The sequence below is a fragment of the Leucobacter shiyiweii genome, from assembly GCF_052446065.1.
Classification (GTDB): domain Bacteria; phylum Actinomycetota; class Actinomycetes; order Actinomycetales; family Microbacteriaceae; genus Leucobacter.
Genome location: NZ_CM127080.1, coordinates 1,081,469 through 1,102,938, shown reverse-complemented (window position 1 = coordinate 1,102,938; position 21,470 = coordinate 1,081,469). Strand labels below are relative to the sequence as shown.

At 60.5% G+C, this 21,470-nt stretch carries 23 protein-coding genes; 15 read left to right on the top strand and 8 right to left on the bottom strand.

Annotation, left to right across the window (positions count from 1 at the left end; translation table 11 throughout):
* Positions 1-43: 43 nt before the first annotated feature.
* Positions 44-292 carry a preprotein translocase subunit SecG gene (secG, locus tag ACTNFJ_RS05170; RefSeq protein ID WP_435907162.1) on the top strand — a complete coding sequence of 83 codons (249 nt, stop codon included), beginning with the start codon at positions 44-46 and terminating at the stop codon, positions 290-292.
* Between the two features lie 93 nt (positions 293-385).
* Entirely contained in the window at positions 386-703 is a 318-nt protein-coding gene (locus ACTNFJ_RS05165) for an RNA polymerase-binding protein RbpA (protein WP_444711797.1), read from the top strand.
* Positions 704-767: 64 nt separating this feature from the next.
* Here the strand turns inward: ACTNFJ_RS05165 and ACTNFJ_RS05160 are convergent, their stop codons facing one another.
* The 3 genes from ACTNFJ_RS05160 to tkt are packed head-to-tail and all read right to left on the bottom strand — an operon-like array spanning position 768 to position 5,561.
* Positions 768-2,336 (bottom strand): phosphoglucose isomerase-related protein, encoded by a 1,569-nt coding sequence (locus ACTNFJ_RS05160; protein WP_435907160.1) that lies wholly within the window; start codon positions 2,334-2,336, stop codon positions 768-770.
* The gene (tal, locus tag ACTNFJ_RS05155; RefSeq protein WP_435907159.1) at positions 2,333-3,439 is read right to left on the bottom strand and encodes a transaldolase; all 1,107 of its coding nucleotides are present in this window, start codon (positions 3,437-3,439) and stop codon (positions 2,333-2,335) included. Before tal ends, ACTNFJ_RS05160 begins: the two co-directional genes overlap by 4 nt.
* A gap of 28 nt (positions 3,440-3,467) precedes the next feature.
* Positions 3,468-5,561: a transketolase gene (gene tkt, locus ACTNFJ_RS05150; RefSeq protein WP_435907158.1), complete on the bottom strand. Its 2,094-nt coding sequence runs from the start codon at positions 5,559-5,561 to the stop codon at positions 3,468-3,470.
* Between the two features lie 188 nt (positions 5,562-5,749).
* On the opposite strand from tkt, the gene ACTNFJ_RS05145 reads away from it, so the two are divergent.
* The 3 genes from ACTNFJ_RS05145 (at position 5,750) to ACTNFJ_RS05135 (ending at position 8,757) form a co-directional block, all read left to right on the top strand.
* The gene (locus tag ACTNFJ_RS05145) at positions 5,750-6,577 is read left to right on the top strand and encodes a heme o synthase (RefSeq protein ID WP_444711796.1); all 828 of its coding nucleotides are present in this window, start codon (positions 5,750-5,752) and stop codon (positions 6,575-6,577) included.
* 213 nt (positions 6,578-6,790) lie between these two features.
* Positions 6,791-7,147: a DUF485 domain-containing protein gene (locus ACTNFJ_RS05140; protein WP_435907156.1), complete on the top strand. Its 357-nt coding sequence runs from the start codon at positions 6,791-6,793 to the stop codon at positions 7,145-7,147.
* Complete coding sequence (locus ACTNFJ_RS05135; protein ID WP_435907155.1) at positions 7,144-8,757, top strand: monocarboxylic acid transporter; 1,614 nt, start codon at positions 7,144-7,146, stop codon at positions 8,755-8,757. The genes ACTNFJ_RS05140 and ACTNFJ_RS05135 overlap by 4 nt, the downstream gene beginning before the upstream one ends.
* A gap of 44 nt (positions 8,758-8,801) precedes the next feature.
* Here ACTNFJ_RS05135 and ACTNFJ_RS05130 read toward each other — a convergent pair whose 3' ends face one another.
* Entirely contained in the window at positions 8,802-9,722 is a 921-nt protein-coding gene (locus ACTNFJ_RS05130) for a COX15/CtaA family protein (protein ID WP_435907249.1), read from the bottom strand.
* A gap of 272 nt (positions 9,723-9,994) precedes the next feature.
* Between ACTNFJ_RS05130 and sufB the strand changes: the two genes are divergently transcribed.
* The 6 genes from sufB (at position 9,995) to ACTNFJ_RS05100 (ending at position 15,721) form a co-directional block, all read left to right on the top strand.
* On the top strand, positions 9,995-11,413 hold the full coding sequence (gene sufB, locus ACTNFJ_RS05125) for a Fe-S cluster assembly protein SufB (RefSeq protein ID WP_435907154.1): 1,419 nt from the start codon (positions 9,995-9,997) through the stop codon (positions 11,411-11,413).
* Entirely contained in the window at positions 11,413-12,603 is a 1,191-nt protein-coding gene (gene sufD, locus ACTNFJ_RS05120) for a Fe-S cluster assembly protein SufD (protein WP_435907153.1), read from the top strand. The genes sufB and sufD overlap by 1 nt, the downstream gene beginning before the upstream one ends.
* Positions 12,600-12,932, top strand: coding sequence for a non-heme iron oxygenase ferredoxin subunit (locus tag ACTNFJ_RS05115; RefSeq protein WP_435907152.1), 333 nt, complete (start codon positions 12,600-12,602; stop codon positions 12,930-12,932). Before sufD ends, ACTNFJ_RS05115 begins: the two co-directional genes overlap by 4 nt.
* Complete coding sequence (sufC, locus tag ACTNFJ_RS05110; RefSeq protein WP_435907151.1) at positions 12,929-13,696, top strand: Fe-S cluster assembly ATPase SufC; 768 nt, start codon at positions 12,929-12,931, stop codon at positions 13,694-13,696. The genes ACTNFJ_RS05115 and sufC overlap by 4 nt, the downstream gene beginning before the upstream one ends.
* Positions 13,697-13,705: 9 nt before the next feature.
* On the top strand, positions 13,706-14,050 hold the full coding sequence (locus tag ACTNFJ_RS05105) for a metal-sulfur cluster assembly factor (RefSeq protein WP_435907150.1): 345 nt from the start codon (positions 13,706-13,708) through the stop codon (positions 14,048-14,050).
* A gap of 120 nt (positions 14,051-14,170) precedes the next feature.
* Positions 14,171-15,721 carry an ABC-F family ATP-binding cassette domain-containing protein gene (locus ACTNFJ_RS05100; protein ID WP_435907248.1) on the top strand — a complete coding sequence of 517 codons (1,551 nt, stop codon included), beginning with the start codon at positions 14,171-14,173 and terminating at the stop codon, positions 15,719-15,721.
* Here the strand turns inward: ACTNFJ_RS05100 and ACTNFJ_RS05095 are convergent.
* From ACTNFJ_RS05095 to ACTNFJ_RS05085, 3 genes are read right to left on the bottom strand one after another with little or no spacing between them, the layout of a single operon-like run.
* Positions 15,718-16,569 (bottom strand): SURF1 family cytochrome oxidase biogenesis protein, encoded by an 852-nt coding sequence (locus ACTNFJ_RS05095; protein WP_435907149.1) that lies wholly within the window; start codon positions 16,567-16,569, stop codon positions 15,718-15,720. The genes ACTNFJ_RS05100 and ACTNFJ_RS05095 overlap by 4 nt on opposite strands.
* Positions 16,566-16,811, bottom strand: coding sequence for a hypothetical protein (locus tag ACTNFJ_RS05090; RefSeq protein ID WP_435907148.1), 246 nt, complete (start codon positions 16,809-16,811; stop codon positions 16,566-16,568). Before ACTNFJ_RS05090 ends, ACTNFJ_RS05095 begins: the two co-directional genes overlap by 4 nt.
* Complete coding sequence (locus tag ACTNFJ_RS05085; protein ID WP_435907147.1) at positions 16,808-17,170, bottom strand: DUF3099 domain-containing protein; 363 nt, start codon at positions 17,168-17,170, stop codon at positions 16,808-16,810. Before ACTNFJ_RS05085 ends, ACTNFJ_RS05090 begins: the two co-directional genes overlap by 4 nt.
* A 122-nt stretch (positions 17,171-17,292) precedes the next feature.
* Here ACTNFJ_RS05085 and fabG point away from each other — a divergent pair, with 122 nt between their 5' ends.
* Entirely contained in the window at positions 17,293-18,003 is a 711-nt protein-coding gene (gene fabG / locus ACTNFJ_RS05080; RefSeq protein ID WP_435907146.1) for a 3-oxoacyl-ACP reductase FabG, read from the top strand.
* Positions 18,004-18,007: 4 nt separating this feature from the next.
* On the opposite strand, the gene serB is transcribed toward fabG, so the two are convergent.
* A complete protein-coding gene (serB, locus tag ACTNFJ_RS05075) occupies positions 18,008-18,667 on the bottom strand; it encodes a phosphoserine phosphatase SerB (protein WP_435907145.1) in 660 nt (219 codons plus the stop codon).
* A 74-nt stretch (positions 18,668-18,741) separates the two neighbouring features.
* On the opposite strand from serB, the gene ACTNFJ_RS05070 reads away from it, so the two are divergent.
* The 3 genes from ACTNFJ_RS05070 (at position 18,742) to ACTNFJ_RS05060 (ending at position 21,423) form a co-directional block, all read left to right on the top strand.
* Positions 18,742-19,527 (top strand): ABC transporter ATP-binding protein, encoded by a 786-nt coding sequence (locus tag ACTNFJ_RS05070; protein WP_435907144.1) that lies wholly within the window; start codon positions 18,742-18,744, stop codon positions 19,525-19,527.
* Between the two features lie 109 nt (positions 19,528-19,636).
* Positions 19,637-19,885: a type B 50S ribosomal protein L31 gene (locus tag ACTNFJ_RS05065; RefSeq protein WP_435907143.1), complete on the top strand. Its 249-nt coding sequence runs from the start codon at positions 19,637-19,639 to the stop codon at positions 19,883-19,885.
* A gap of 227 nt (positions 19,886-20,112) precedes the next feature.
* Positions 20,113-21,423 (top strand): ISL3 family transposase, encoded by a 1,311-nt coding sequence (locus ACTNFJ_RS05060; RefSeq protein ID WP_435907348.1) that lies wholly within the window; start codon positions 20,113-20,115, stop codon positions 21,421-21,423.
* Positions 21,424-21,470: the final 47 nt, after the last annotated feature.

Genomic DNA, 21,470 nt, shown 5'->3' with positions numbered 1-21,470 from the left:
TGAACGCTGGTCCACCCCGCCCGAACCCCGTGAAAGGCACTCCGTGCTCATTCTGAAGATCGCTCTGATCGTCATCTTGGTGATCACGAGCCTGCTGCTCACCCTTTTCATTCTGTTACACAAGGGCCGCGGCGGCGGTCTCTCCGACATGTTCGGTGGCGGAGTGACTTCGGGGCTCGGCTCTTCGGGAGTGGCCGAGCGGAATCTCAATCGCATTACGGTTGCAGTCTCGCTGGTGTGGTTTGCCTCTATCGTGGGACTTGGCCTGATTGCACGTTTTTCGGTGGTCTAACACCCGCCACATGTTCCCGGGCGTAAGCCCACAGAAAGGTTAAATGTGTCTGGTAGCAGCGCAATTCGCGGCGCCCGTGTAGGGTCTGGTCCAATGGGCGAGAAGGATCACGGTTCGCGTGCGGAGCGTGTGACCGTTTCGTACTGGGACGCGTTGGGCAACGAGACGGTGCGGCACTTCGCTGCAGACGTGTCCGAGGAAGAGATTCCGGAACTGATCGATTCACCACACAGCGGGCTTCCCGCAGGGCGGGATCAGCAGAACCCGCCACAGATTTCGAAGAACGAGCCGTACAAGACGCATCTCGCGTACGTGAAAGAGCGCCGCACGCCCGAAGAAGCTGAAGAGCTACTCGAGCAGGCGCTCCAGAAGCTTCGTGAGCGCAGAGGTTCCGCTCCGATCTCTGCTTAGCACTCATCACCGGTGCCGTCGCTCAGGATGCCACCGTCCGAACTTCATCGAAGCCCTCCGCGCGTCAGCGCGAGAGGGCTTCGATCATTTGAGCAACACTGGTAGCGAGCGAAGTCGTGTTGAACGTGAGTACCGTTCGCCCATGAGCGCGGAGTACTTCCTGATCGCCTCGCGCCTGGGAATTGATTAAGTCGCCAAATGTTGCATCGCTGCCCGGGATGGGGAAGTCGGCCTCCTCAGCCTGAGTGATCTGCAGGAAGGTGCCCCGGTCGGGACCGCCCTTGTGAAACTGCCCGGTCGAATGCAGGTACCGGGGGCCGAACCCAACGGCAACCGGTACCTCGAGAACTCGCGACAACTCTGTGCGAAGCGTCTCGAGGGTGCGCATTGACTCGGAATCACGATCGAGGAAGGCCTGAATCACTAAGTAACCGTTGGGGGTCACAGCCTCGCGCAGATCATTGATCAGCTGAGCTGGGGAAATCTGCCCCTGCACTGCACCAACGGCTGTTGACGAATCCGCGAGCGCTCGTCGCGCGGCGACCTTGGCTGACTCGACATCGGGCTGCGAAAACGGGTCGATATGCATGAGGTGGCCCAGGAGCGCTGTAGCGACCTCCCACAGTAAGAACTGGGAGCCGAGGTTTCCAGAGACGCCAATCTCATCGCTGCCGAGGGAGAGCTCAGCGCCCTCGCCACCAATACGCAAAATCGTGGTGCACGCCGGTGCAGATCCGCTGGCCTCGCGTGACCCCGGTGCCAGGGAGATCGGTAATATGCCGGTACCGTTTTTCCCTGTGGACTCAGCAACGAGCTGCTCGATCCAATCTCCGAGCCCCCAAGACGCGCTCACGTCCTCCACGATCGCTAGCACGTATCGTTCGGGAAGTTGCCCGTACAGGCTCGCCGCGAGCCGGACCGCCGGGTTCTGTGGGCTATCAGCGGCGAGCGCGTCGCGCACTGACGCTGCTTGCTGCAACAGCTTGTCCATCTCGATTCCCGCCAGAATGGAGGGAACGATTCCGAACGCGGTGAGCACCGAGAACCGTCCGCCCACATTTGGGTCTGCGAGGAACACCCGATAGCCTGCGGCTCGAGCGTGCTCTTCGAGGGCGGATCCCGGATCGGTGACCGCAACGATACGCTCATTCACGCTCATACCTGCGTCGAGAAATGCTTGCTCGAAGGCAGCGAGATGGCTGCGCGTCTCGACAGTTGTGCCGGACTTGGAACTCACGACCACGACGGTGCGGCGAAGGTCACTCGTGAGAATGCGGCGTACCGTTGTCGGATGTGTCGAATCTAGGAGCGTCAGCTCCACCCCGGCCCAACGAGCGATAACTTCGGGGCCGAGACTCGAGCCGCCCATGCCGCTCAAGACCACCCTGTCGATTCCGGCCTTTCGAAGTGAGTCCCTGAGCTCAGTCGCCTCACGAATCAACTCCGTCGCTCTGTCGAACGGATCCACCCATCCGAGTCTCACTGAGGCCTCAGCCTCAGCCTCGGGACCCCAAAGGGACGCATCCCTCGCGAACAGACGACTACTCGCCCGCGCGTCGATGAGGGCGAGTACGGCTTCGCGGGTCACAGGCACGTCTGAGGAGGTTTCGACAGTGAGAGTGAGGTCGCTCATGCCCGAATCTCCAGGGCTCCATGTACCGACTCTAAGAGCGTGGTCCACGATGCTTCAAACTTGCTCAGTCCCTCCGCCTCCAAGAGATTGGTAACTTCGCGATAGTCGATGCCGAGTGCGTCAATCAGATTCAGCACCTGATCGGCCTCTCGATACGAGCCGGTGATCCGGTCGCCGTGCACGTCGCCATGGTCGGCAAACAACTCCAACGTGTGTTCGGGCATCGTGTTGACGACGTGAGGAGCCACGAGCTCCGTGACATACCAGGTGTCAGCCAGGGAGGGGTCTTTCACGCCGGTCGATGCCCACAGGAGACGCTGCGTATTGGCACCCTGCGAGAGCAGAAGTTGGGCTCGTTCGCTCGCGAATGTCTGTTCCCATATCTCGTAGGCGAGCCGTGCGTTGGCCACCGCGGCAGTCCCGGTGAGAGCCAGCGCCTCCTCAGTTCCGATCTCACGAAGCCGGCGATCCACTTCCGTATCCAGCCGCGACACGAAGAACGAGGCGACCGAGTGGATCTGGGTCAGGTCAAGCCCAGCCGTTCGCGCCCGTTCAAGTCCCACCAGGTACGCGTTGATGACTTCCCGGTATCGAGCGAGACTGAAGATGAGGGTGACATTTACGCTGATCCCGGCAGCGATGGTCTCCGTGATCGCAGCGAGCCCCTCCGAAGTGGCGGGAATCTTGATCATCGCGTTTGGTCGAGCGACGCGTTGCCAAAGCTCCTGAGCGCGCGCACTGGTTGCCGCTGCGTCTCGTGCGAGAGCGGGTTCCACTTCAATTGACACCCGACCGTTGAGACCGTCGGTGGCTTCGTACAGCGCCGCAAACACATCGCAGGCGTCGGAAACGTCGGCGGTCGTGAGTTCAGTCACCGTTTGCTCAGCGTTGAGACCGCGAGCCGCGCAGGCAGCGATTTGGTCTCCGTAGCCTGACCCTGAACCGATTGCCTGTGCAAAAATCGTGGGGTTCGTCGTAACCCCGACCACATTGTGGGACTCGATGAGCCCGGCGAGGTTGCCGCTCTCGATTCGGTCTCGTGAGAGGTCATCGAGCCAGATGCTGACCCCGGTCTCACTCAAACGGGATGTGCGCGAGATCATGAGCTTTCTCCCTTGCTGCAGTGAGTCGTCAACTCGCGAGTGAATCCCGAGCAGCGGCGGTGACAGCCTCCGCGGTGATTCCGAACTCCCGGAAAAGAGTCTCGTAGTCGGCCGAGGCCCCGAAATGCTCGATGGAGACCGAACGGCCGCGATCGCCCACGTACTCCCTCCACCCGAGCGCAATTCCCGCTTCCACACTCACCCGGGCGGTAACGTCAGCTGGGAGCACGCTTTCGCGATACTCGGGGGTTTGCTCTGCAAACCATTCGAGGCAGGGGGCAGACACCACTCGGGCACCCACACCCTCACTAGCCAGTTGCTCGCGGGCTGCGATCGCGAGCTGCACCTCTGACCCGGTGGCGATGAGAATCACGTCGACCCTGCCGGTCGGGGACTCTGCAAGCACGTACGCACCCTGGCGGGCACCCTCAGCCGCCGCGAATTCGTTCGCGCTCGCAGATCCTGCCCCGCGCGGAAACACGGGTACGTTCTGACGGGTGAGTGCAAGCCCCACGGGGCCAGCCGAGCGGGTGAGAATTTCGTGCCAGACAATCGACACCTCGTTGGCATCGGCTGGACGAACGATTGCGAGGTTTGGGATCGCGCGCAGGGAAGCGAGATGCTCAATGGGCTGGTGCGTCGGCCCGTCCTCGCCGAGAGCGATGCTGTCGTGGGTCCAGACGAAGATGCTCGGCACATTCATCAACGCAGCGAGTCGCACCGCCGGGCGCATGTAATCGGCGAACTGCAGGAACGTGCCCCCGTAGCTGCGGGTCTTGCCATGCAGTTGGATGCCATTGAGGATCGCGGCCATGGCGTGTTCGCGAATCCCGAAGTGCAGTACGCGACCGTATGGATCCCCGCTCCATGCGTTGGTCGAGTGATGCGCGGGAACGAAGGAGGCCGCGCCCGAGATTGTGGTGTTGTTTGATCCGGCAAGGTCTGCCGAGCCGCCCCACAGCTCAGGCATGACAGGAGCGAGAGCGTTCAGTACCTTCCCGCTAGCAGCACGCGTTGCGACGCTGGTGCCCGCCTCGAACTGTGGCAACGCGCTCAGCGCCTCGTCAGGCAGCTTCCCGGTCTCGAGCCGGTCAAATAGCGCCTTCCGCTCGGGATTTGCGCGAGCCCAGCGGTCGAAGTCGGCCTGCCAGTGAGCCCGCGCTGCAGCGCCCCGGTCCACCGCGCGGCGAGTGTGCACGAGAACCTCAGGATCGACCGCAAAGTGCGCCTCAGGGTCAAAGCCCAGAGCCTGCTTGAGCCCAATGAGCTCGGCCGCGCCGAGTGCGGAACCGTGAATTCCGCCGGTGTTCTGCTTGCCGGGGGAGGGCCAGCCAATGATGGTCTTGAGGATGATCAGCGAGGGCTTGGTGGTCTCCGCCTGAGCCGACTCGATTGCCGTATGGAGTTCAACTAAGTCTTCGACGTACGTGTCGTTCTTCTTCCAGTCGACCTCGATGACCTGCCAGCCGTATGCCTCGTAACGTTTCGCGACATCTTCGGAGAACGAGATATCGGTATCGTCTTCGATCGAAATCTGGTTGCTGTCGTAAATCGCGATGAGATTTCCAAGTTCCTGGTGACCCGCCAGAGAACCCGCTTCACTGGTGACTCCCTCCTGCAAATCGCCGTCGCCCGCGATGACGTAGGTGTAGTGATCAAAGGGGCTCGCGCCGGGAGCTGCATCTGGATCGAAGAGCCCACGCTCAAAGCGCTGAGCGTAGGCGAACCCTACGGCAGAAGCGAGACCCTGGCCGAGTGGGCCGGTCGTAATTTCGACTCCAGGAGTGTGACCATACTCGGGGTGACCCGGAGTCTTTGAACCGAAGGTGCGCAAGGCTTGGATGTCTTCAATCTCGAGCCCGTAACCGCCGAGATACAGCTGCACGTATTGCGTCAATGAGCTGTGACCCACCGACAGGATGAAGCGGTCACGGCCCACCCAGGCCGGGTCGCTCGGGTCGTGACGCATCACCTTCTGGTGCAGCAGATATGCCACCGGAGCGAGACTGATCGCAGTGCCCGGATGGCCGTTTCCCACCCGCTCGACGGCATCTGCCGCCAGCACTCGCGCGGTATCTACCGCGCGATCGTCCAGTTCATTCCACTGCAGTTCGATTGCCAATGCCCAGCCTCTCGTAATCGATGGGTTCGTGCCGAATCACACCTGAAGCAAGCCTACAGCGCAGGCCGGTACCATTGAGGGCGATGTCTACGAGAGCTGCGAGCACAGGTACCCCGGATACCAGGCACATCCCTGGAATTTTTTGGCGACGGGTGAAGGCTTACACTGCCCTGACAAAGCCACGGGTCATGGAACTCCTCCTTGTTGTCACCGTTCCGGCGATGATTCTTGCTGAGCGAGGCCTGCCCAACCTGTGGCTCGTGCTCGCGACGCTCATTGGCGGCGCAATGAGCGCTGGCTCGGCGGGTTCGTTTAACTGTTATCTCGATCGCGACATGGATCGTAAGATGAACCGCACCAAGGACCGCCCGTTGGTGACGGGGGAAATTTCCGATCGAAACGCGCTGGTGTTCTCCTGGGTGCTCGGGGTCCTCTCCGTCGGGTGGCTGTGGATCACCACCAACTGGCTCGCCGCCGTACTCGGTGCGGCAGCGATCTTCTTCTACGTCGTCGTATACACGATGCTGCTCAAACGACACAGCGAACAGAACATCATCTGGGGTGGCATCGCCGGATGTTTCCCGGTCTTGATCGGATGGGCCGCGGTGACCGGCACCCTCGACTGGCCTGCCTGGGTGTTTTTCCTGATTATTTTCCTGTGGACGCCGCCTCATTATTGGCCGCTTTCGATGAAGTACCGAGATGATTACGCGACAGCAGGGGTGCCCATGCTGGGCGTCGTGCGCGGACGAATCACCGTGGGCTTGCAAATTATCCTGTACACCTGGGCGACCGTTGCATCGAGTTTGCTCCTTATTCCCGTCGCTCAGATGGGTTGGATCTACTCACTTTCAGCCATCGCGGCTGGTGCGTATTTCATTATCGAGACACATCGGCTGTATGCGAATGCAATTCGCGGCCAAGAGGGCAAGCCGATGCGAGTCTTCCACGGCTCGATCAGCTACCTCTCGATCATCTCGATCGCGATCGCGGTGGACGCGCTCCTGCCGTTCTGATCCGGTAACACTCGCACAGCGGTATTTCCCATGTGGAGGCGCCGCCGTTTCAGCTTTGCTGACTGTTGTCCTCAGGGTCTTTAGATGACTCATCAAGAGACCGCTGCCGCAGTGCGGGCAAAATATATCTTGACAATCGAGAAATATATTTAGAGACTTCCAGAGTCTGGTTCGCGGATATGACGAGCCGGCGTTTCACGACAAGGAGGTCGTATGAGCAACGAAGCTCAATCATCGATTGATTACGAAGAATTCCGTCGCACACCGGAATTCCAGCAGTTGAAGCGGCGCTATCGTGGCTTCGTATTCCCGCTCACGGCAGTATTCATGGTGTGGTTTCTTGGTTATGTCGCGCTCGCGGCATTCGCGCACGACCTCATGGCAATTCCAGTTCCCGGATTTGTGAATCTGGGCATCTTGCTCGGACTGCTGCAGTTCGTTTCAACATTTGTGATCACGATGTGGTATGTCCGCTTCGCGAACAGGAAGCTCGATCCTCTGACGACTGACCTCCGTGCGGATCTCGAACGTCGCGAGGTCGCTTCGAGCACCGAGGAGGGAATGCGATGAATACCTTCTTCATGCAAGAGGGCGGGGCAGAACAAAACCCGGTGCTCAACATCTCGATATTTCTCGCCTTCGTTGCGGTCACCATGGTGATTGTTATTCGCGCAAGTCGCACGAACAAGAGCGCGGCGGACTTCTACGCGGGGGGTCGCTCGTTCACCGGCCGCCAAAACGGCATCGCAATTGCGGGCGACTATCTCTCTGCGGCTTCCTTTCTCGGTATCTGCGGCGCCATCGCAATGAACGGATATGACGGGTTTCTCTATTCGATCGGCTTCCTCGTCGCCTGGCTGGTGGCACTTCTCCTCGTGGCGGAATTGATGCGCAACACCGCGAAGTTCACCATGGCAGACGTGCTCTCATTTCGTCTCCAGCAGCGCCCCGTGCGTATGGCTGCTGCGCTCACCACGCTGGCCGTATCGTTCTTCTACCTGCTGGCCCAGATGGCCGGTGCTGGCGGCCTCGTTTCTCTTTTGCTCGGTCTGAACGACCAGCTGGGGCAGTCCCTGGTCATTGTGGTTGTCGGCGTAGTAATGATTCTCTATGTGTTGATCGGTGGCATGAAGGGAACGACATGGGTGCAGATCATCAAGGCGGTACTCCTCATCTCCGGTGCCGGAGTCATGACCATCTGGGTGCTTGCGCTGAACGGGTTCAACTTTGGGGCGCTTCTCGATGCTGCGGTGAACAATCCAGAGAACACAAATGGCGCGGCCATTCTTGGTCCGGGTTTGCAGTACGGCTCCAACCCACTCGATTTCGTGTCGCTCGCGCTTGCGCTCGTGCTCGGAACTGCGGGCTTGCCCCACGTACTCATGCGTTTCTATACCGTGCCCACTGCCAGGGAAGCTCGGCGGTCCGTCGTGTGGGCGATCTGGCTGATTGGCCTCTTCTACCTGTTCACCCTGGTGCTCGGATACGGCGCTGGCGCAATGGTCGGGCCGGAAACGATTGCTGCGGCACCGGGTGGCCAGAACTCGGCCGCGCCGCTGCTGGCGCTAGAACTGGGTGGCCCGCTGTTGCTGGGCTTCATCTCAGCGGTAGCGTTCGCGACAATCCTCGCGGTGGTCGCCGGGCTCACAATCACTGCATCAGCCTCGTTTGCTCACGACATCTACGCGAGCGTCATTAAGAAGGGCAAGGTGACGGCAAAACAGGAGGTCAAGGTTGCTCGGATCACCACGCTGGTGATCGGCGGCGCAGCGATCCTCGGTGGCATCGGGGTGCAGGGGCAGAACGTCGCTTTCCTCGTCGCACTCGCGTTTGCAGTTGCGGCGAGCGCGAACCTTCCCACCATTCTCTTCTCGTTGTTCTGGAGCAAGTTCACGACTCGCGGCGCAGTGTGGAGCATGATTGGTGGGCTCGTCACCGCCGTCGGCCTCATCGCTCTATCGCCGGTTGTGTCCGGCAATGAGACGGCGATGCTGGGCGCAGGTATCGACTTCGCAATCTTCCCGCTGAAGAACCCCGGCATTATCTCTATACCGGTGGGTTTTTTCCTCGCGTGGCTTGGGTCCGTGACCGAGAAGCGCGTCGAATCGAGCACGCTTGCGGCCGAGATGGAAGTGCGTGCGCTGACCGGTTTCGGTGCAGAACCCCCGGTCAAGCACTAGCGGATCGCGGTGCCCGTGGACCTTGGCGGTCCCGGGCGCCGCGGTCAATTCGTCGCTGTCGCTGACGCGTTCCGCTTCAGTCGTAGGATGACGAGTGTCTGCGCCGCTGCCGCCAGTGAGGCGAGTACCATGTGCACCCCGACCGCAAACGGGGGCAGGCCGTTTCTCGCCTGATAGATGCCTACTATGACTTGTACGGCAACGATGAAGAGCAAGGCGCCAAGCCACGCCAGTGGCCGGAGACGTCGGATCGCGGCCCAGATCAGCAGGCTCAGGGTGAGCGCAGTCAGGATGTACCCGGGCCACGCATGAACGTGCGAGAGCCAAACCGCATCGAATCCGTTGCGCCCGACTGCTGCATCGCCGGAGTGAGGGCCGGCACCAGTGGTCAGGACGCCAACGAACACGGTCACTGCAAGCACCAGGCTGTTCACGTGGGTGAGGATCGCGAAGCCCGGCGGCACAACGCGCTCGCGTGGACCTGGCTGCTCCCGCATTCGGCCGAGGAACGCGGCGGTCACGCACACGAGCACGACTGAAGCCACGTAATGGAATCCGACAATGATTGGGTTTAATGCCGTGAGCACGGTGATGCCGCCAACGACGGCTTGTGCAACGATACCGACCAGCACCACCGCTGCCAGTACGAACAGGTCACGTCGCTCCCGGCGAAGCCGCCACACCAACAGAAAAACGAGAATTGCCAGAATGCCCAGGACGCCCGTGAGCGTGCGGTTTCCGAACTCGATGATCCCGTGGATCCCCATTTCCTCGGTCGGGACTAAGGATTCCGGGGTGCATAGAGGCCAGGTGGGACACCCGAGCCCGGACCCGGTCAATCGCACCGCGCCACCGGTGGCGATAATCCCGACGTTTGCCACGAACGAGGCCCAGGCGAGCGTGGGAAGAAACCGGGGGAGCGCGGGCCTTCGGTGCGGGCTAGCTGACCGGCGCGTGTGACTCACGGTGGACACTACGGTTTCCTTTCGAAAAAGAGCTTCCTTCGCTCAGAGCGCAACTCCCTCACCTGCGGATTCACATACGGGTGAAGTACCATGGGAAGCTGTGGTTGCGAACGGCAATCCGTCTCATCTGTGCAATGCACAGTCGACCGGGTCCGTCCGACACCCAGACTACTGCACCGTTGCAGGGAACCAGGTGGATGCCCGAGCCCGCAAGGCTGAACATGTTCGGCGCAGTGCGTGGTTCCCGAAACGAGAGATCGAGGGATGGAACGATGCCAGACGTGCTGATTGAACGACCCGAGCTAGACAGCTTGGGAGTATACGAATTTGGCTGGCATGACAAAGATGAGGCCGGGGCCGTCGCCAAGCGTGGCCTCAGCGAAGCTGTCGTGCGCAATATTTCCGGGTTGAAAGACGAGCCTGCCTGGATGCTGGAGCGTCGTCTCAAGGCTCTCGAGATCTTTGGTCGCAAGCCGATGCCCACTTGGGGTGCCGATCTTAGCGCGATTGACTTCGACAACATCAAGTACTTCGTTCGTTCCACTGAGAAGCAGGCCACCACATGGGAAGACCTGCCGGAGGAGATCAAGAACACCTACGAGCGCCTAGGTATTCCCGAGGCCGAACGTCAACGACTCGTCGCTGGCGTAGCTGCCCAGTACGAATCCGAGGTGGTGTATCACCAGATTCGTGAAGATCTTGAACAGCAGGGCGTCCTATTCCTTGACACGGACACTGCCCTTCGCGAGCATCCCGAGATTTTCAAAGAGTACTTCGGCACCGTCATCCCGTCCGGCGACAATAAGTTCGCCGCGCTCAATACGGCGGTGTGGTCGGGTGGTTCGTTTGTGTACGTCCCCAAGGGGGTACACGTGGAGATTCCTCTGCAGGCATATTTCCGTATCAACACGGAAAACATGGGTCAGTTTGAGCGCACCCTGATCATTGCTGACGAGGGCAGTTACATCCACTACATCGAAGGCTGCACCGCTCCGATTTACAAGAGCGATTCATTGCACTCGGCAGTTGTTGAAATCATCGTGAAGAAGAATGCTCGTGTCCGATACACGACGATACAGAACTGGTCGACGAACGTCTACAATCTGGTAACCAAGCGCGCGGTGGCCGAGGAGGGCGCCACGATGGAATGGGTAGATGGAAACATCGGCTCGAAGGTGACGATGAAATATCCGTCCATCTACCTCACTGGTGAGCACGCCAAGGGTGAGACTCTTTCCGTCGCGTTTGCTGGGCCCGGCCAACACCAGGACGCAGGCGCCAAGATGATCCACATGGCGCCGCACACCAAGTCTTCGATTTTGTCGAAATCGATCGCTCGAGGCGGAGGCCGTACCGGGTACCGCGGCGAAGTTCGTATCGACGCTGCCGCACATCATGCCGCCAACTCGGTAGTCTGCGACGCGCTCCTTGTAGACACCATTTCTCGAAGCGACACCTACCCGGCAATTGACATTCGCACCGATGACGCTGAGCTGGGGCACGAAGCGACTGTATCGCGAGTCAGCGAGGATCAGCTCTTCTACCTCATGAGCCGGGGACTCGAAGAGGCAGAGGCGATGGCGATGATCGTGCGCGGCTTCATCGAGCCGATCGCCCGCGAACTGCCGATGGAATACGCGCTCGAACTGAACAAGCTCATTGAGATGGGCATGGAAGGATCCGTCGGATAATGACCGAAGCTGTTGCCACGAAAGAAGCCGTCCAACATGGCTTCGCTGCCCACTCCGATGGGGGTTGGGACAAAAAGGTACCTGTGCAGACCAGGTCAGAGCGTTTCACATCAACCGAGGTCTCGGACTTTCCGGTCGTCACGGGACGCGAGGCTGTGTGGAAGTTCGCTCCCGTCGCTCAGCTCGACGCGCTCCTGAATGGTGACCTCGACGGCTCGCGCACTCCCTACAGCATCACCGAGACAGCGGGCATCTCGAGTGAGTGGATCGGACGAGATGATCCACGGATCGGCCGCGCTGGCACCCCGGAGGAACGTGGAGCCGCTGCAGCTTGGTCGGCGTTCTCAGAAGCACTCCTACTCACGGTCACGAGCGAGGAATCGGTGACTGCAGTGGTCACGCGGTCACAGCTCGGGGATACGGCCCGGGCGGCGCACACCGTTATTGAAGCGAAGCCGCACGCCCGTGGTCTCGTGATTCTCGAGAACCGTGGCTCGGCGAAGTTATCGGAGAACGTCGAGATCGTTGTCGGTGACGGTGCCGACCTCACCGTGGTGAGCATCCAGCAGTGGTCAGAGGATGCCCAGCACCTCGCAAGTCACTACGCGACCGTCGGCCGGGATGCGTCGCTGAAGCATATTGTGGTGTCACTCGGGGGCTCCATTGTTCGCGTTAATCCCTCGATTCACCTTGATTCACAGGGAGCTAACGGTGAGGCCTATGGCGCATACTTCGCCGATGCTGGCCAGCACCTGGAGCAGCAGGTCTATCTCGATCACAATGCACCGAACACCCGTAGCCGCGTCAACTACAAGGGCGCACTCCAGGGCCAGGGTGCGCGCACGGTCTGGATCGGTGACGTGCTCATTCGGAACATTGCGAGCGGCACCGATTCATACGAACAGAACCGCAACCTCACGCTGACCGAGGGGACACGGGCGGATTCGATCCCAAACCTTGAGATCGAGACTGGCGACATTGCGGGTGCCGGTCACGCAAGCGCAACTGGTCGGTTTGACGACGAGCATATTTTCTATCTGCAAAGTCGTGGGATCTCGGCAGATGAGGCACGCAAGCTTGTCGTGCGCGGATTCCTACTCGAAGTGATCGGCCAGATTGGGAATGCTGAGACCGAAGAACGATTGCAGACTGCGATCGAGGACGAGCTCGCGGGGGCCGCGCACTCGTGAGCAAACAGAAAGTTCTCGCGCTGAGCGAATTGACCCAGGATCAGGCAGTGCGCGTGGTCGTCGACGACGTTCCGATAGCCATTGTGCTCGACGGCCAAGGCGAGGTTCATGCCATCGGTGACGTCTGTTCCCATGGCCAGATCAGTCTCGCAGAGGGATTCGTAGAAGGCGACACCCTTGAGTGTTGGGCTCATGGCTCAGCATTTTCGCTCCGCACCGGAAAGCCGCAGAATCTGCCGGCTTATGAGCCGGTTCCCGTTTTTGCCGTTGAGATAGAAGACGGCATGATCTACATCGACCCCACAGTTACGAAAGAGATATCCGTATGAGTTCTATTCTTGAGATCAAGGATCTGCACGTTAGTGTCGAAACTGAGCAAGGCCCAATTGAGATCCTCAAAGGTGTCAACCTGACTATTCGTCAGGGAGAGACTCACGCGATCATGGGACCGAACGGCTCAGGTAAGTCGACGCTCGCATACGCGATCGCAGGCCACCCCCGGTACGAAGTCACGAGTGGTTCGATACTCCTCGACGGGGTCGAAGTTACCGAGATGGAAGTGGACGAGCGCGCTCGTGCGGGACTGTTCCTCGCTATGCAGTACCCGGTCGAAATTCCCGGTGTCACCAACGCCAACTTCCTGCGCACAGCCAAGACTGCGATCGCTGGAGAAGCTCCGGCGATCCGCACCTGGATGAAAGACGTCAAGGCTGCAATGGAAGATCTCCGCATGGACTCTTCCTTCGCCGAGCGTAACGTGAACGAGGGGTTCTCCGGCGGGGAGAAGAAGCGCAATGAGATTCTGCAGCTCGAACTTCTGAAGCCGAAGTTTGCGGTGCTCGACGAGACCGATTCGGGCCTCGATGTGGACGCGCTCAAGGTGGTCTCGGAGGGTGTGAACCGCGCGAAAGAAGGAACCGATCTTGGGGTTCTGCTCATCACGCACTATACGCGCATTCTGCGGTACATCAAGCCTGACTACGTGCACGTTTTTGTGGACGGCCGCGTCGCTGAACAGGGCGGCCCCGAACTCGCCGACCGACTCGAGGCCGAAGGCTACGATCGTTTCCTGCCCGAGGCCGTCGAGGTCTAAGCTGAGATCATGAGCGAGACCGTAAATATCACCTCGATCGATCCAGAGTTCCGTGAGCAGGCGATAGAGGCTCTGAAGAATGTCTCCGATCCGGAGTTGGGCGTCAACATCGTCGACCTGGGACTGATCTACGATCTCGCCTACGACGCAGACAACGATGCGCTTGTGATCAGCATGACGCTCACGAGCGCCGGCTGTCCCCTCACCGATGTCATCGAGAATGACATTGCTGAGGCTCTTGATGGGCTAGTGGTGGCCTTTCGCATCAATTGGGTGTGGATGCCTCCGTGGACTCCTGAGCGCATCACTGATGACGGCCGCGACATGATGAGAGCGTTGGGCTTTTCAATCTAGTTTTTTGCTTTTCCGCGAAGGCCCGGGCCGTCAAGCCCGGGCCTTCGCATGTCACACCATGTAGGAGTTTCCTTGATCACGGTCGAAAACCTCGCGATCGACGTCGGCGCGCGTCGATTGATGTCTGGCGTCACCTTTCGAGTGACCCCGGGCGACAAGATCGGCCTGGTCGGGCGAAACGGGGCCGGGAAGACGACGCTCACGCGGACCCTCTCCGGGGAACTGCAGCCCGCCGAGGGCAGCATCGCCGTCTCCGGTGAACTCGGGTTTCTCCCTCAGGATCCGCGTACCGGCGATCCCGAGCAGCTTGCCCGTCACCGCATTCTCGACGCTCGCGGCCTGGGCACGCTCACCCAACAGATCACGAAGTCCACAGAGGACATGGCCTCGACGGATCCTGTCATCGCGGAAAAGGCGATGAAGCGATTCGGAAATTTGACCGATCGCTTCCAGACTCTAGGCGGCTACGCCGCGGAAGCCGAAGCCGCATCGATCTCTCATAACCTCGGGCTTCCCGACCGCGTCCTTGATCAGCCACTTGGGACCCTCTCAGGTGGGCAGCGACGCAGGATCGAGCTTGCCCGGATCCTCTTCTCCGACGCTGACACCATGATTCTCGACGAGCCCACAAACCACCTCGACGCAGATTCCATCGTGTGGTTGCGCGAGTTCTTGAAGAGCTATCGCGGGGGAGTGATCGTGATCAGCCACGACATCGATCTCGTCGGGGAGACCGTGAACCGGGTGTTCTATCTTGACGCGAACCGTCAGGTCATTGACATCTACAACATGGGCTGGAAACTTTATCTGCGCCAGCGCGCGGCCGACGAGGAGCGTCGCCGCAAGGAGCGCACCAACGTCGAGAAGAAGGCCTCTGCGCTGCAGCAACAGGCTGCCAGGTTTGGTGCAAAGGCATCGAAAGCTGCGTCCGCACATCAGATGGTTGCGCGAGCCGAGAAGATGCTTTCAGGCCTTGAAGACGAGCGTCAAGTGGACCGGGTAGCGAAGCTTCGTTTCCCCGACCCGGCCCCGTGTGGCAAGACGCCACTTATGGGCGAGATGCTGTCAAAGTCCTACGGATCGCTCGAAATCTTCGCGGGAGTCGATCTTGCAATCGACCGGGGTTCCAAGGTCGTGATTCTCGGTCTGAATGGTGCAGGCAAAACCACCCTGCTTCGGATCCTTGCCGGAGTGGATGAACCCGACGCCGGCACTCTTATCGCAGGTCACGGACTGAAGGTTGGATACTACGCGCAGGAGCACGAGACACTCGACGTGAAGGCGAGCGTGCTCCACAATATGGTGTCCGTCTCACGGCATCTCACAGAGACCGAGGCGCGGCGTGTGTTGGGCTCATTCCTGTTCACCGGTGACGACGTGCACAAGCCAGCGGGCGTCCTTTCCGGCGGCGAGAAGACGAGGCTCGCTCTCGCGATGCTTGTGGTGTCAAGCGCTAACGTGCTGCTACTTGATGAGCCCACGAACAACCTCGACCCCGCGAGTCGAGAAGAGATTCTCGACGCTCTCGCTAACTTCACCGGAGCGGTAGTGCTGGTGTCGCACGACCCAGGAGCAGTTGAAGCGCTGAATCCTGAGCGGGTGCTGATCATGCCCGAGGGTACCGAAGATCACTGGTCGAAGGAGTACCTCGATTTGATTGAGCTCGCCTAGGCGTCTAGTAGCGCATCTTCCACGTCGGCATCGGTTGGTCCGCGTCGCCGCTTCCGTTCAGCGCGTCGGGCGTCTTCACGAAGCACGGACGCGTCACCGGCATTAAGATTTCGATACTCCTGACGCGCGGCATAGGCCACGCCAACGATGGCGATCAAAATAAAGATGTACCACTGCAACGCGTAGGACAGATGCGGTCCCTCGTCACGTTCGGGTTTCGCTGGGAGAAGGCCGGTATCGCCCGCTGGCGTTTCTGAGACCACTTGCCCGTAGGCGCCGGTGTAGGCACGCTCAGTTTCCAGCAGTGCACTCAGCTCGGGGAGATTGATGCTCGCGACTGACCGACCGGAGCTGCTCCTACCGAATATTTCGGGTTCGCTCGCACGCAATCGTGCCTCAACGGTGACGGTGCCGGTAGGGGCAGCAGGGAGATTAGCCGGTATTTCGTCGGCGCCGGAGACGGGCACCCAGCCCCGATCCACAAAGAAGACAGAGCCATCGGCGAGTTGCAGCGGCATGATCAAATTCGAGCCGACACCCTCTGCTGCCGGCCGGTTGCGCGCGAGAAAGGGCTCACCGACGTAGGTGCCAGTGGCTACGACGGTCTGCCATTTCAGCTCATCTTCAGTGAAATCACTCAGCCCGGCGAGAGCATCGGTCAGGGGGACCGCTGGCGCATCGTAGTTCGCGTCGATGCGTGCAATTTCGGCTCGGGCCTCCGCTCGGCGATCGAACTGCCAATTGCCGAACCAAACACATGCGAGCGAGAACAGCACCAGCATGGCGAGGTAACCAAACCACCGCCTGCTGCGAAGGAAGCTCCACCCAACAGCCTGAGGGTCTGTCACTCTACAATCTCCTCACCGCTGATGGCCGCGACCTCGACCGGGAAAGATCGAGTCGTGAGGTAGTCGCGCAAGAAGTCAAGGTGCTCCTCGCACGCCAACCAAGTCTTCCGCCGTTCCTCCCCGTGAATCTTCGGGTTTCGCCAGTGGATCGCGGCGCTCGCGCGCTCGCGACACGACGCCCGAGAACACTCAAGAACCTGCGGGGTGTTCGCGCCAAGAGACGCCGCGAGTAGGCCGCTCAAGTGGGTTCTCCACTCTTGCGCCGCTCGGCCGGTGCGTCGATGACGATAAGAACCTCGGGAGCCGACGTGGTTTCTGCCTCAACAACAGTCGGGACACTCCCGCTGAGTTCCAACGGAGTCGGAGCGTCAGGTCGGTCCCCGTCTCCGTCGTGATTTACGGCGTTGGCGATAAGAACGGCGAACCAGGGCAGAAGAACGGAGCCGACGGCCGCCACCAGGATCCACCACCCGCGCACCCAGAAGAGCGAGGCGATGCAGACGACTCGTAGGCTCATCACAATGAAGTACATTCGCATGCGGTACGCGCGATCTTCGGCAGGGTTTACCCCTGCCGATGTCACACGATATTGCTCAGACATGGGCCTCGTCTCCGATCCCTCTTAGGGTACCGCCTCGCACTGAGCGGAAGGTGCGAGTGGACGGCGCGGAAGTCCAGATTCCTCTAGGCTGATGAGAGCATTTCAACGGAAGGATCCACCCGATGAGCACACCTCGTACCGTACTCGTGACCGGCGGTAATCGCGGCATTGGATATGCCATCGCGGAACGTATGCTCGCAGATGGTCACCGGGTGGCCGTCACCGCGCGTTCGGGCGAAGGCCCCGAGGGCGCGCTCACTGTTCGCGCCGAAATGACCGATTCCGCCTCGATCGATGCCGCCTTCTCGGAAGTCGAGCGTGAACTCGGTCCAGTCGAAGTTGTGGTGGCGAATGCTGGGATCACCCGTGACACCCTGCTGCTCCGGATGACCGAAGAGGAGTTCACCACCGTTATCGATACGAACCTCACGGGCACTTTCCGCGTCGTGAAGCGCGCCGCGAAGGGTTTGTTGAAGGGGCGGTTCGGACGGGTGATCCTGATTTCGAGCGTGGTCGGGCTCTACGGTTCTCCCGGGCAGATCAACTACTCCTCCTCAAAGGCTGCCCTCGTCGGATTCGCGCGGTCGCTCACTCGCGAGCTCGGCTCACGCGGAATTACCGCAAATGTGATCGCCCCCGGGTTCATCGAGACCGACATGACCGCAGAGCTTCCGGAAGCTCAGAAGAAGCAGTACCTGGGTTCGATTCCGGCCGCCCGCTTTGGTCAGGTGTCTGAGATTGCCGCTGCGGCATCGTGGCTCGCTGGGGATGAAGCTGGCTACATCTCGGGTGCTGTGATTCCCGTTGACGGTGGCCTGGGGATGGGCCACTAGAGGCTTAGTGCGTGTCGAGAAGCCTGTCGAGCAGGGGGATGGCTCTCCGCAGATCATCTTCGATCGACACGTCCGCAAACTCGGTGACGATGGGCTTTGCATTGAAACCGACTGAGAGAGCCGCGACCTCCATCATCTTGAGGTCGTTTGCTCCGTCCCCGATTGCGACCGTCGAGCCCCAATGGATTCCCTCGGCTGCCGCCCATTCTCGAAGCGCGTCGGCCTTTGCCTGAGCATCGATTATCGGACCGTACACCCTACCGGTGAGCTTCCCATCTGCGACCTCCAGACGGTTCGCGCGCCAGTAATCGAGACGGAGGTCGTTTGCGAGGGGATCAAGCACCTCGTGAAAGCCTCCCGAGACAACGCCGACCTTGCCTCCGCGAGCGTGCACCTCGGCGACGAGCTCATGAATCCCGGGTGTTGGCCGCACGCGTCGATAGGTCTCATCAAAGACCGTCTCCGAAACCCCGGCTAGGGTCGCCACGCGTTCACGCAGACTCTCCGCGAAGTCGAGTTCACCTCGCATGGCTCGCTCGGTAACCTCAGCTACCTGCTCGCGAGTCCCCGCCGCGTCGGCCAATAGCTCAATAACTTCGTCCTGAATCGTCGTCGAATCGCAGTCGAGTACTACCAGTGGACGAGGCGCGGGGGAGAGGCTCATAGATCCAGTGTAGAGATCGCACACGCGGTCAGAGCACACGCGACGAGAGCGTCACACTGAGTAGGCTTGCAGCTATGGTCAATGTGCTCCGGTTCGACGATGTTTCCTACGTTCGGGGCGGTCGTCCCATTCTTGACGGAGTGAACTGGGAGGTTGACAGTTCTGAGCGCTGGGTAGTGCTCGGCGCAAACGGTGCCGGTAAGACAACACTGCTGCGGATCGCAACCGCAAACGACTATCCCACCTCGGGCACGGTTGACGTCCTCGACCAGCGACTTGGCACCTTTGACATCTGGGAATTACGCAACCGCCTCGGATTCGCTTCGACGGCCACCGCGCGCCGAATTCCAGCAACTGAAACGGTGAGAAATCTTGTGCTCACCGCCGCCTATGCTGTCGAGGGTCGGTGGAACGAGAAATACGACGATTACGACTTTAGGCAGGCTGATCGTATTGTCGCTGAGTGGGGACTTACAGATCTTGCCGACCACCCCTTCAGTACCCTTAGCGATGGTGAGCGGAAGCGCGCAATGATCGCGCGGGCAGTCATGACAGACCCGGAGCTTCTGCTCTTGGACGAACCGAGCGCGAGCCTCGACCTTGGTGCGCGTGAGCGTCTCCTGCAGATGCTTTCGGGGTTCGCTCAATCGCCCGACTCGCCGGCAATGATTATGGTGACCCATCACGTTGAGGAGATCCCGCCGGGGTTCACCCATGTTCTAATGCTGAAAGACGGCAGGGTACAGGCGGCGGGGCCTATCAATGAGACACTCACCGCCGAATCACTGGGCGACACCTTTGGCATGAGTTTTGACTTGAAGGTTGAGGGCGGCCGCTACGCAGCAGTTGCGCGAGTCTAGCGTCGACGTCCGAATCGACTCCGGGATCTGCTAAAGTAGAGTTTTGGCGCATCGTCGCTAGAGACTTCGTGCGCTCTGCGCATCAATCACCGACAGCATAAGGACACCCATGAAGACCGAGATCCACCCCGAGTACAACGCCATCGTGTTCCGCGACCTGGCCTCGGGCGAGACGTTCCTCACCCGTTCCACGCTCACCAGCAGCAAGACCATCGAGCTCGATGGTGCTACCTACCCGGTGATCGACGTTGAAATCTCAAGCGCCTCGCATCCGTTCTACACGGGTAAGCAGCGCATCATGGACTCGGCTGGTCGCGTCGAAAAGTTCAACAAGCGCTTCAAGAGCTTCGGCGGCTAAGCACTTTCTCACCGCTCAGGCGGGCGAGAAAAGGGGCGGGCAACACTTTCGGGTGCTGCCCGCCCCTTTCCTGTGCGGTCTGAACATCTCCGCTGCTCAGTGACAGAGCGATTGAGGGCTCTTCGCATTTGGGAGTGTAGAAGTGGTGCCCGGAGTGGCTGCCGCTAGATAGATCGAGGCCTCTCGATGATGGAAGTTCCTACACTGTCCATCCGAGAGACCTCGACATGCACCACGCTACCTTCCAGCCCGCTGATCTGACGACGTTCTGCCGCCTCGATGAACTCGGCCTGACCGCGACCCGGCAGTACCTCGAGCCCGACCATGCGGTCATCGAGTGCCGAGTGAAAGAGCCCGACCCGTGGTGTAGGCGTTGCGGAGCCGAGGGGGTCGCCCGCGATACGGTGACTCGCCGGCTCGCGCATGAGCCTTTCGGGCATCGCGTCACGACGCTGCTGATCCGAGTGCGCCGATACCGATGTTCCTGGTGCCGTGCTGTGTGGCGCGAGGACACCACGCTCGCTGCCCCGGACCGGGCGAAGATCTCTCGTGGTGGGCTCCGCTGGGCGTTGGAAGCGCTCGTCCTGGACCATCTCACCGTGTCACGCGCGGCAGCGGGCCTCGGGGTGTCGTGGCATACCGCGAACACCGCGATCTTGGCCGAGGGGAAACGGAGGCTCATCGAGGATCCTGGCCGGTTCGCCGGAGTTTCCACGATCGGGGTCGACGAGCACGTCTGGCGGCATACTCGCCGCGGAGACAGGTATGTGACGGTGATCATCGATCTGACCCCGGTGCGCGAGAAACGCGGCCCGGCCCGGCTGCTGGACATGGTCGAGGGCCGCTCGAAACAGGTATTCAAGACGTGGCTTGAGGAACGATCGCGGGCATGGCGTGAACGGATCGAGGTCGTTGCGATGGACGGGTTCACCGGGTTCAAGACGGCCGCGCAAGAGGTGCTGCCCGACGCGGTCCCGGTGATGGATCCCTTCCATGTCGTCCAACTCGCCGGCGATGCTCTCGACCGGACGAGGCAGCGGGTGCAGCAGGAAACCCTCGGGCATCGCGGACGCCGGGGCGACCCGCTCTATGGAGTTCGCCGGTCGTTGAGAACGGGTGAAGCGTTCCTCACCCAGAAGCAGCACGAACGGTTGGACGCGGTGTTCGCTGACCCTGCGCATGCGGACGTGTGGCGGGCCTGGCGGGTCTATCAACAAGTCGTCGCAGCCTATCGGGAGCGATTCTCGGGCAATGGTCGGCGCAGGCTCCGCGAGTTGATCGATGTGGTGAGGGCGACGACCCCCGCCTGGTTCGTGGAGCTCCGCAAGCTCGGCTACACCTTGGAACGCCGCCGTCAGGACATCCTCGCGTACTTCGATCATCCGAGGACGTCGAACGGGCCAACCGAAGCAATCAACGGCAGACTCGAGCACCTGCGTGGCTCTGCGCTGGGCTTCCGGAACCTCACGAACTACATCGCGAGATCGCTCCTCGAAGCGGGTGGGTTCAGGCCGCTTCTACACCCTCAATTCCGATGAGCCCGATTGAGTAATTGTGCGGCCCAATGGTTCACTGACAGTCAGTT

Coding starts and splice junctions, on each gene's coding strand:
- ACTNFJ_RS05145 (WP_444711796.1), top strand. CDS start 5,750: ATGGAACTCCTCCTTGTTGTCACCGTTCCGGCGATGATTCTTGCTGAG.
- fabG (WP_435907146.1), top strand. CDS start 17,293: ATGAGCACACCTCGTACCGTACTCGTGACCGGCGGTAATCGCGGCATT.
- ACTNFJ_RS05165 (WP_444711797.1), top strand. CDS start 386: ATGGGCGAGAAGGATCACGGTTCGCGTGCGGAGCGTGTGACCGTTTCG.
- ACTNFJ_RS05140 (WP_435907156.1), top strand. CDS start 6,791: ATGAGCAACGAAGCTCAATCATCGATTGATTACGAAGAATTCCGTCGC.
- ACTNFJ_RS05070 (WP_435907144.1), top strand. CDS start 18,742: ATGGTCAATGTGCTCCGGTTCGACGATGTTTCCTACGTTCGGGGCGGT.
- ACTNFJ_RS05100 (WP_435907248.1), top strand. CDS start 14,171: ATGTCTGGCGTCACCTTTCGAGTGACCCCGGGCGACAAGATCGGCCTG.
- sufD (WP_435907153.1), top strand. CDS start 11,413: ATGACCGAAGCTGTTGCCACGAAAGAAGCCGTCCAACATGGCTTCGCT.
- sufB (WP_435907154.1), top strand. CDS start 9,995: ATGCCAGACGTGCTGATTGAACGACCCGAGCTAGACAGCTTGGGAGTA.
- ACTNFJ_RS05085 (WP_435907147.1), bottom strand. CDS start 17,170: ATGTCTGAGCAATATCGTGTGACATCGGCAGGGGTAAACCCTGCCGAA.
- ACTNFJ_RS05160 (WP_435907160.1), bottom strand. CDS start 2,336: ATGAGCGACCTCACTCTCACTGTCGAAACCTCCTCAGACGTGCCTGTG.
- ACTNFJ_RS05105 (WP_435907150.1), top strand. CDS start 13,706: ATGAGCGAGACCGTAAATATCACCTCGATCGATCCAGAGTTCCGTGAG.
- ACTNFJ_RS05065 (WP_435907143.1), top strand. CDS start 19,637: ATGAAGACCGAGATCCACCCCGAGTACAACGCCATCGTGTTCCGCGAC.
- sufC (WP_435907151.1), top strand. CDS start 12,929: ATGAGTTCTATTCTTGAGATCAAGGATCTGCACGTTAGTGTCGAAACT.
- ACTNFJ_RS05060 (WP_435907348.1), top strand. CDS start 20,113: ATGCACCACGCTACCTTCCAGCCCGCTGATCTGACGACGTTCTGCCGC.
- ACTNFJ_RS05135 (WP_435907155.1), top strand. CDS start 7,144: ATGAATACCTTCTTCATGCAAGAGGGCGGGGCAGAACAAAACCCGGTG.
- tal (WP_435907159.1), bottom strand. CDS start 3,439: ATGATCTCGCGCACATCCCGTTTGAGTGAGACCGGGGTCAGCATCTGG.
- serB (WP_435907145.1), bottom strand. CDS start 18,667: ATGAGCCTCTCCCCCGCGCCTCGTCCACTGGTAGTACTCGACTGCGAT.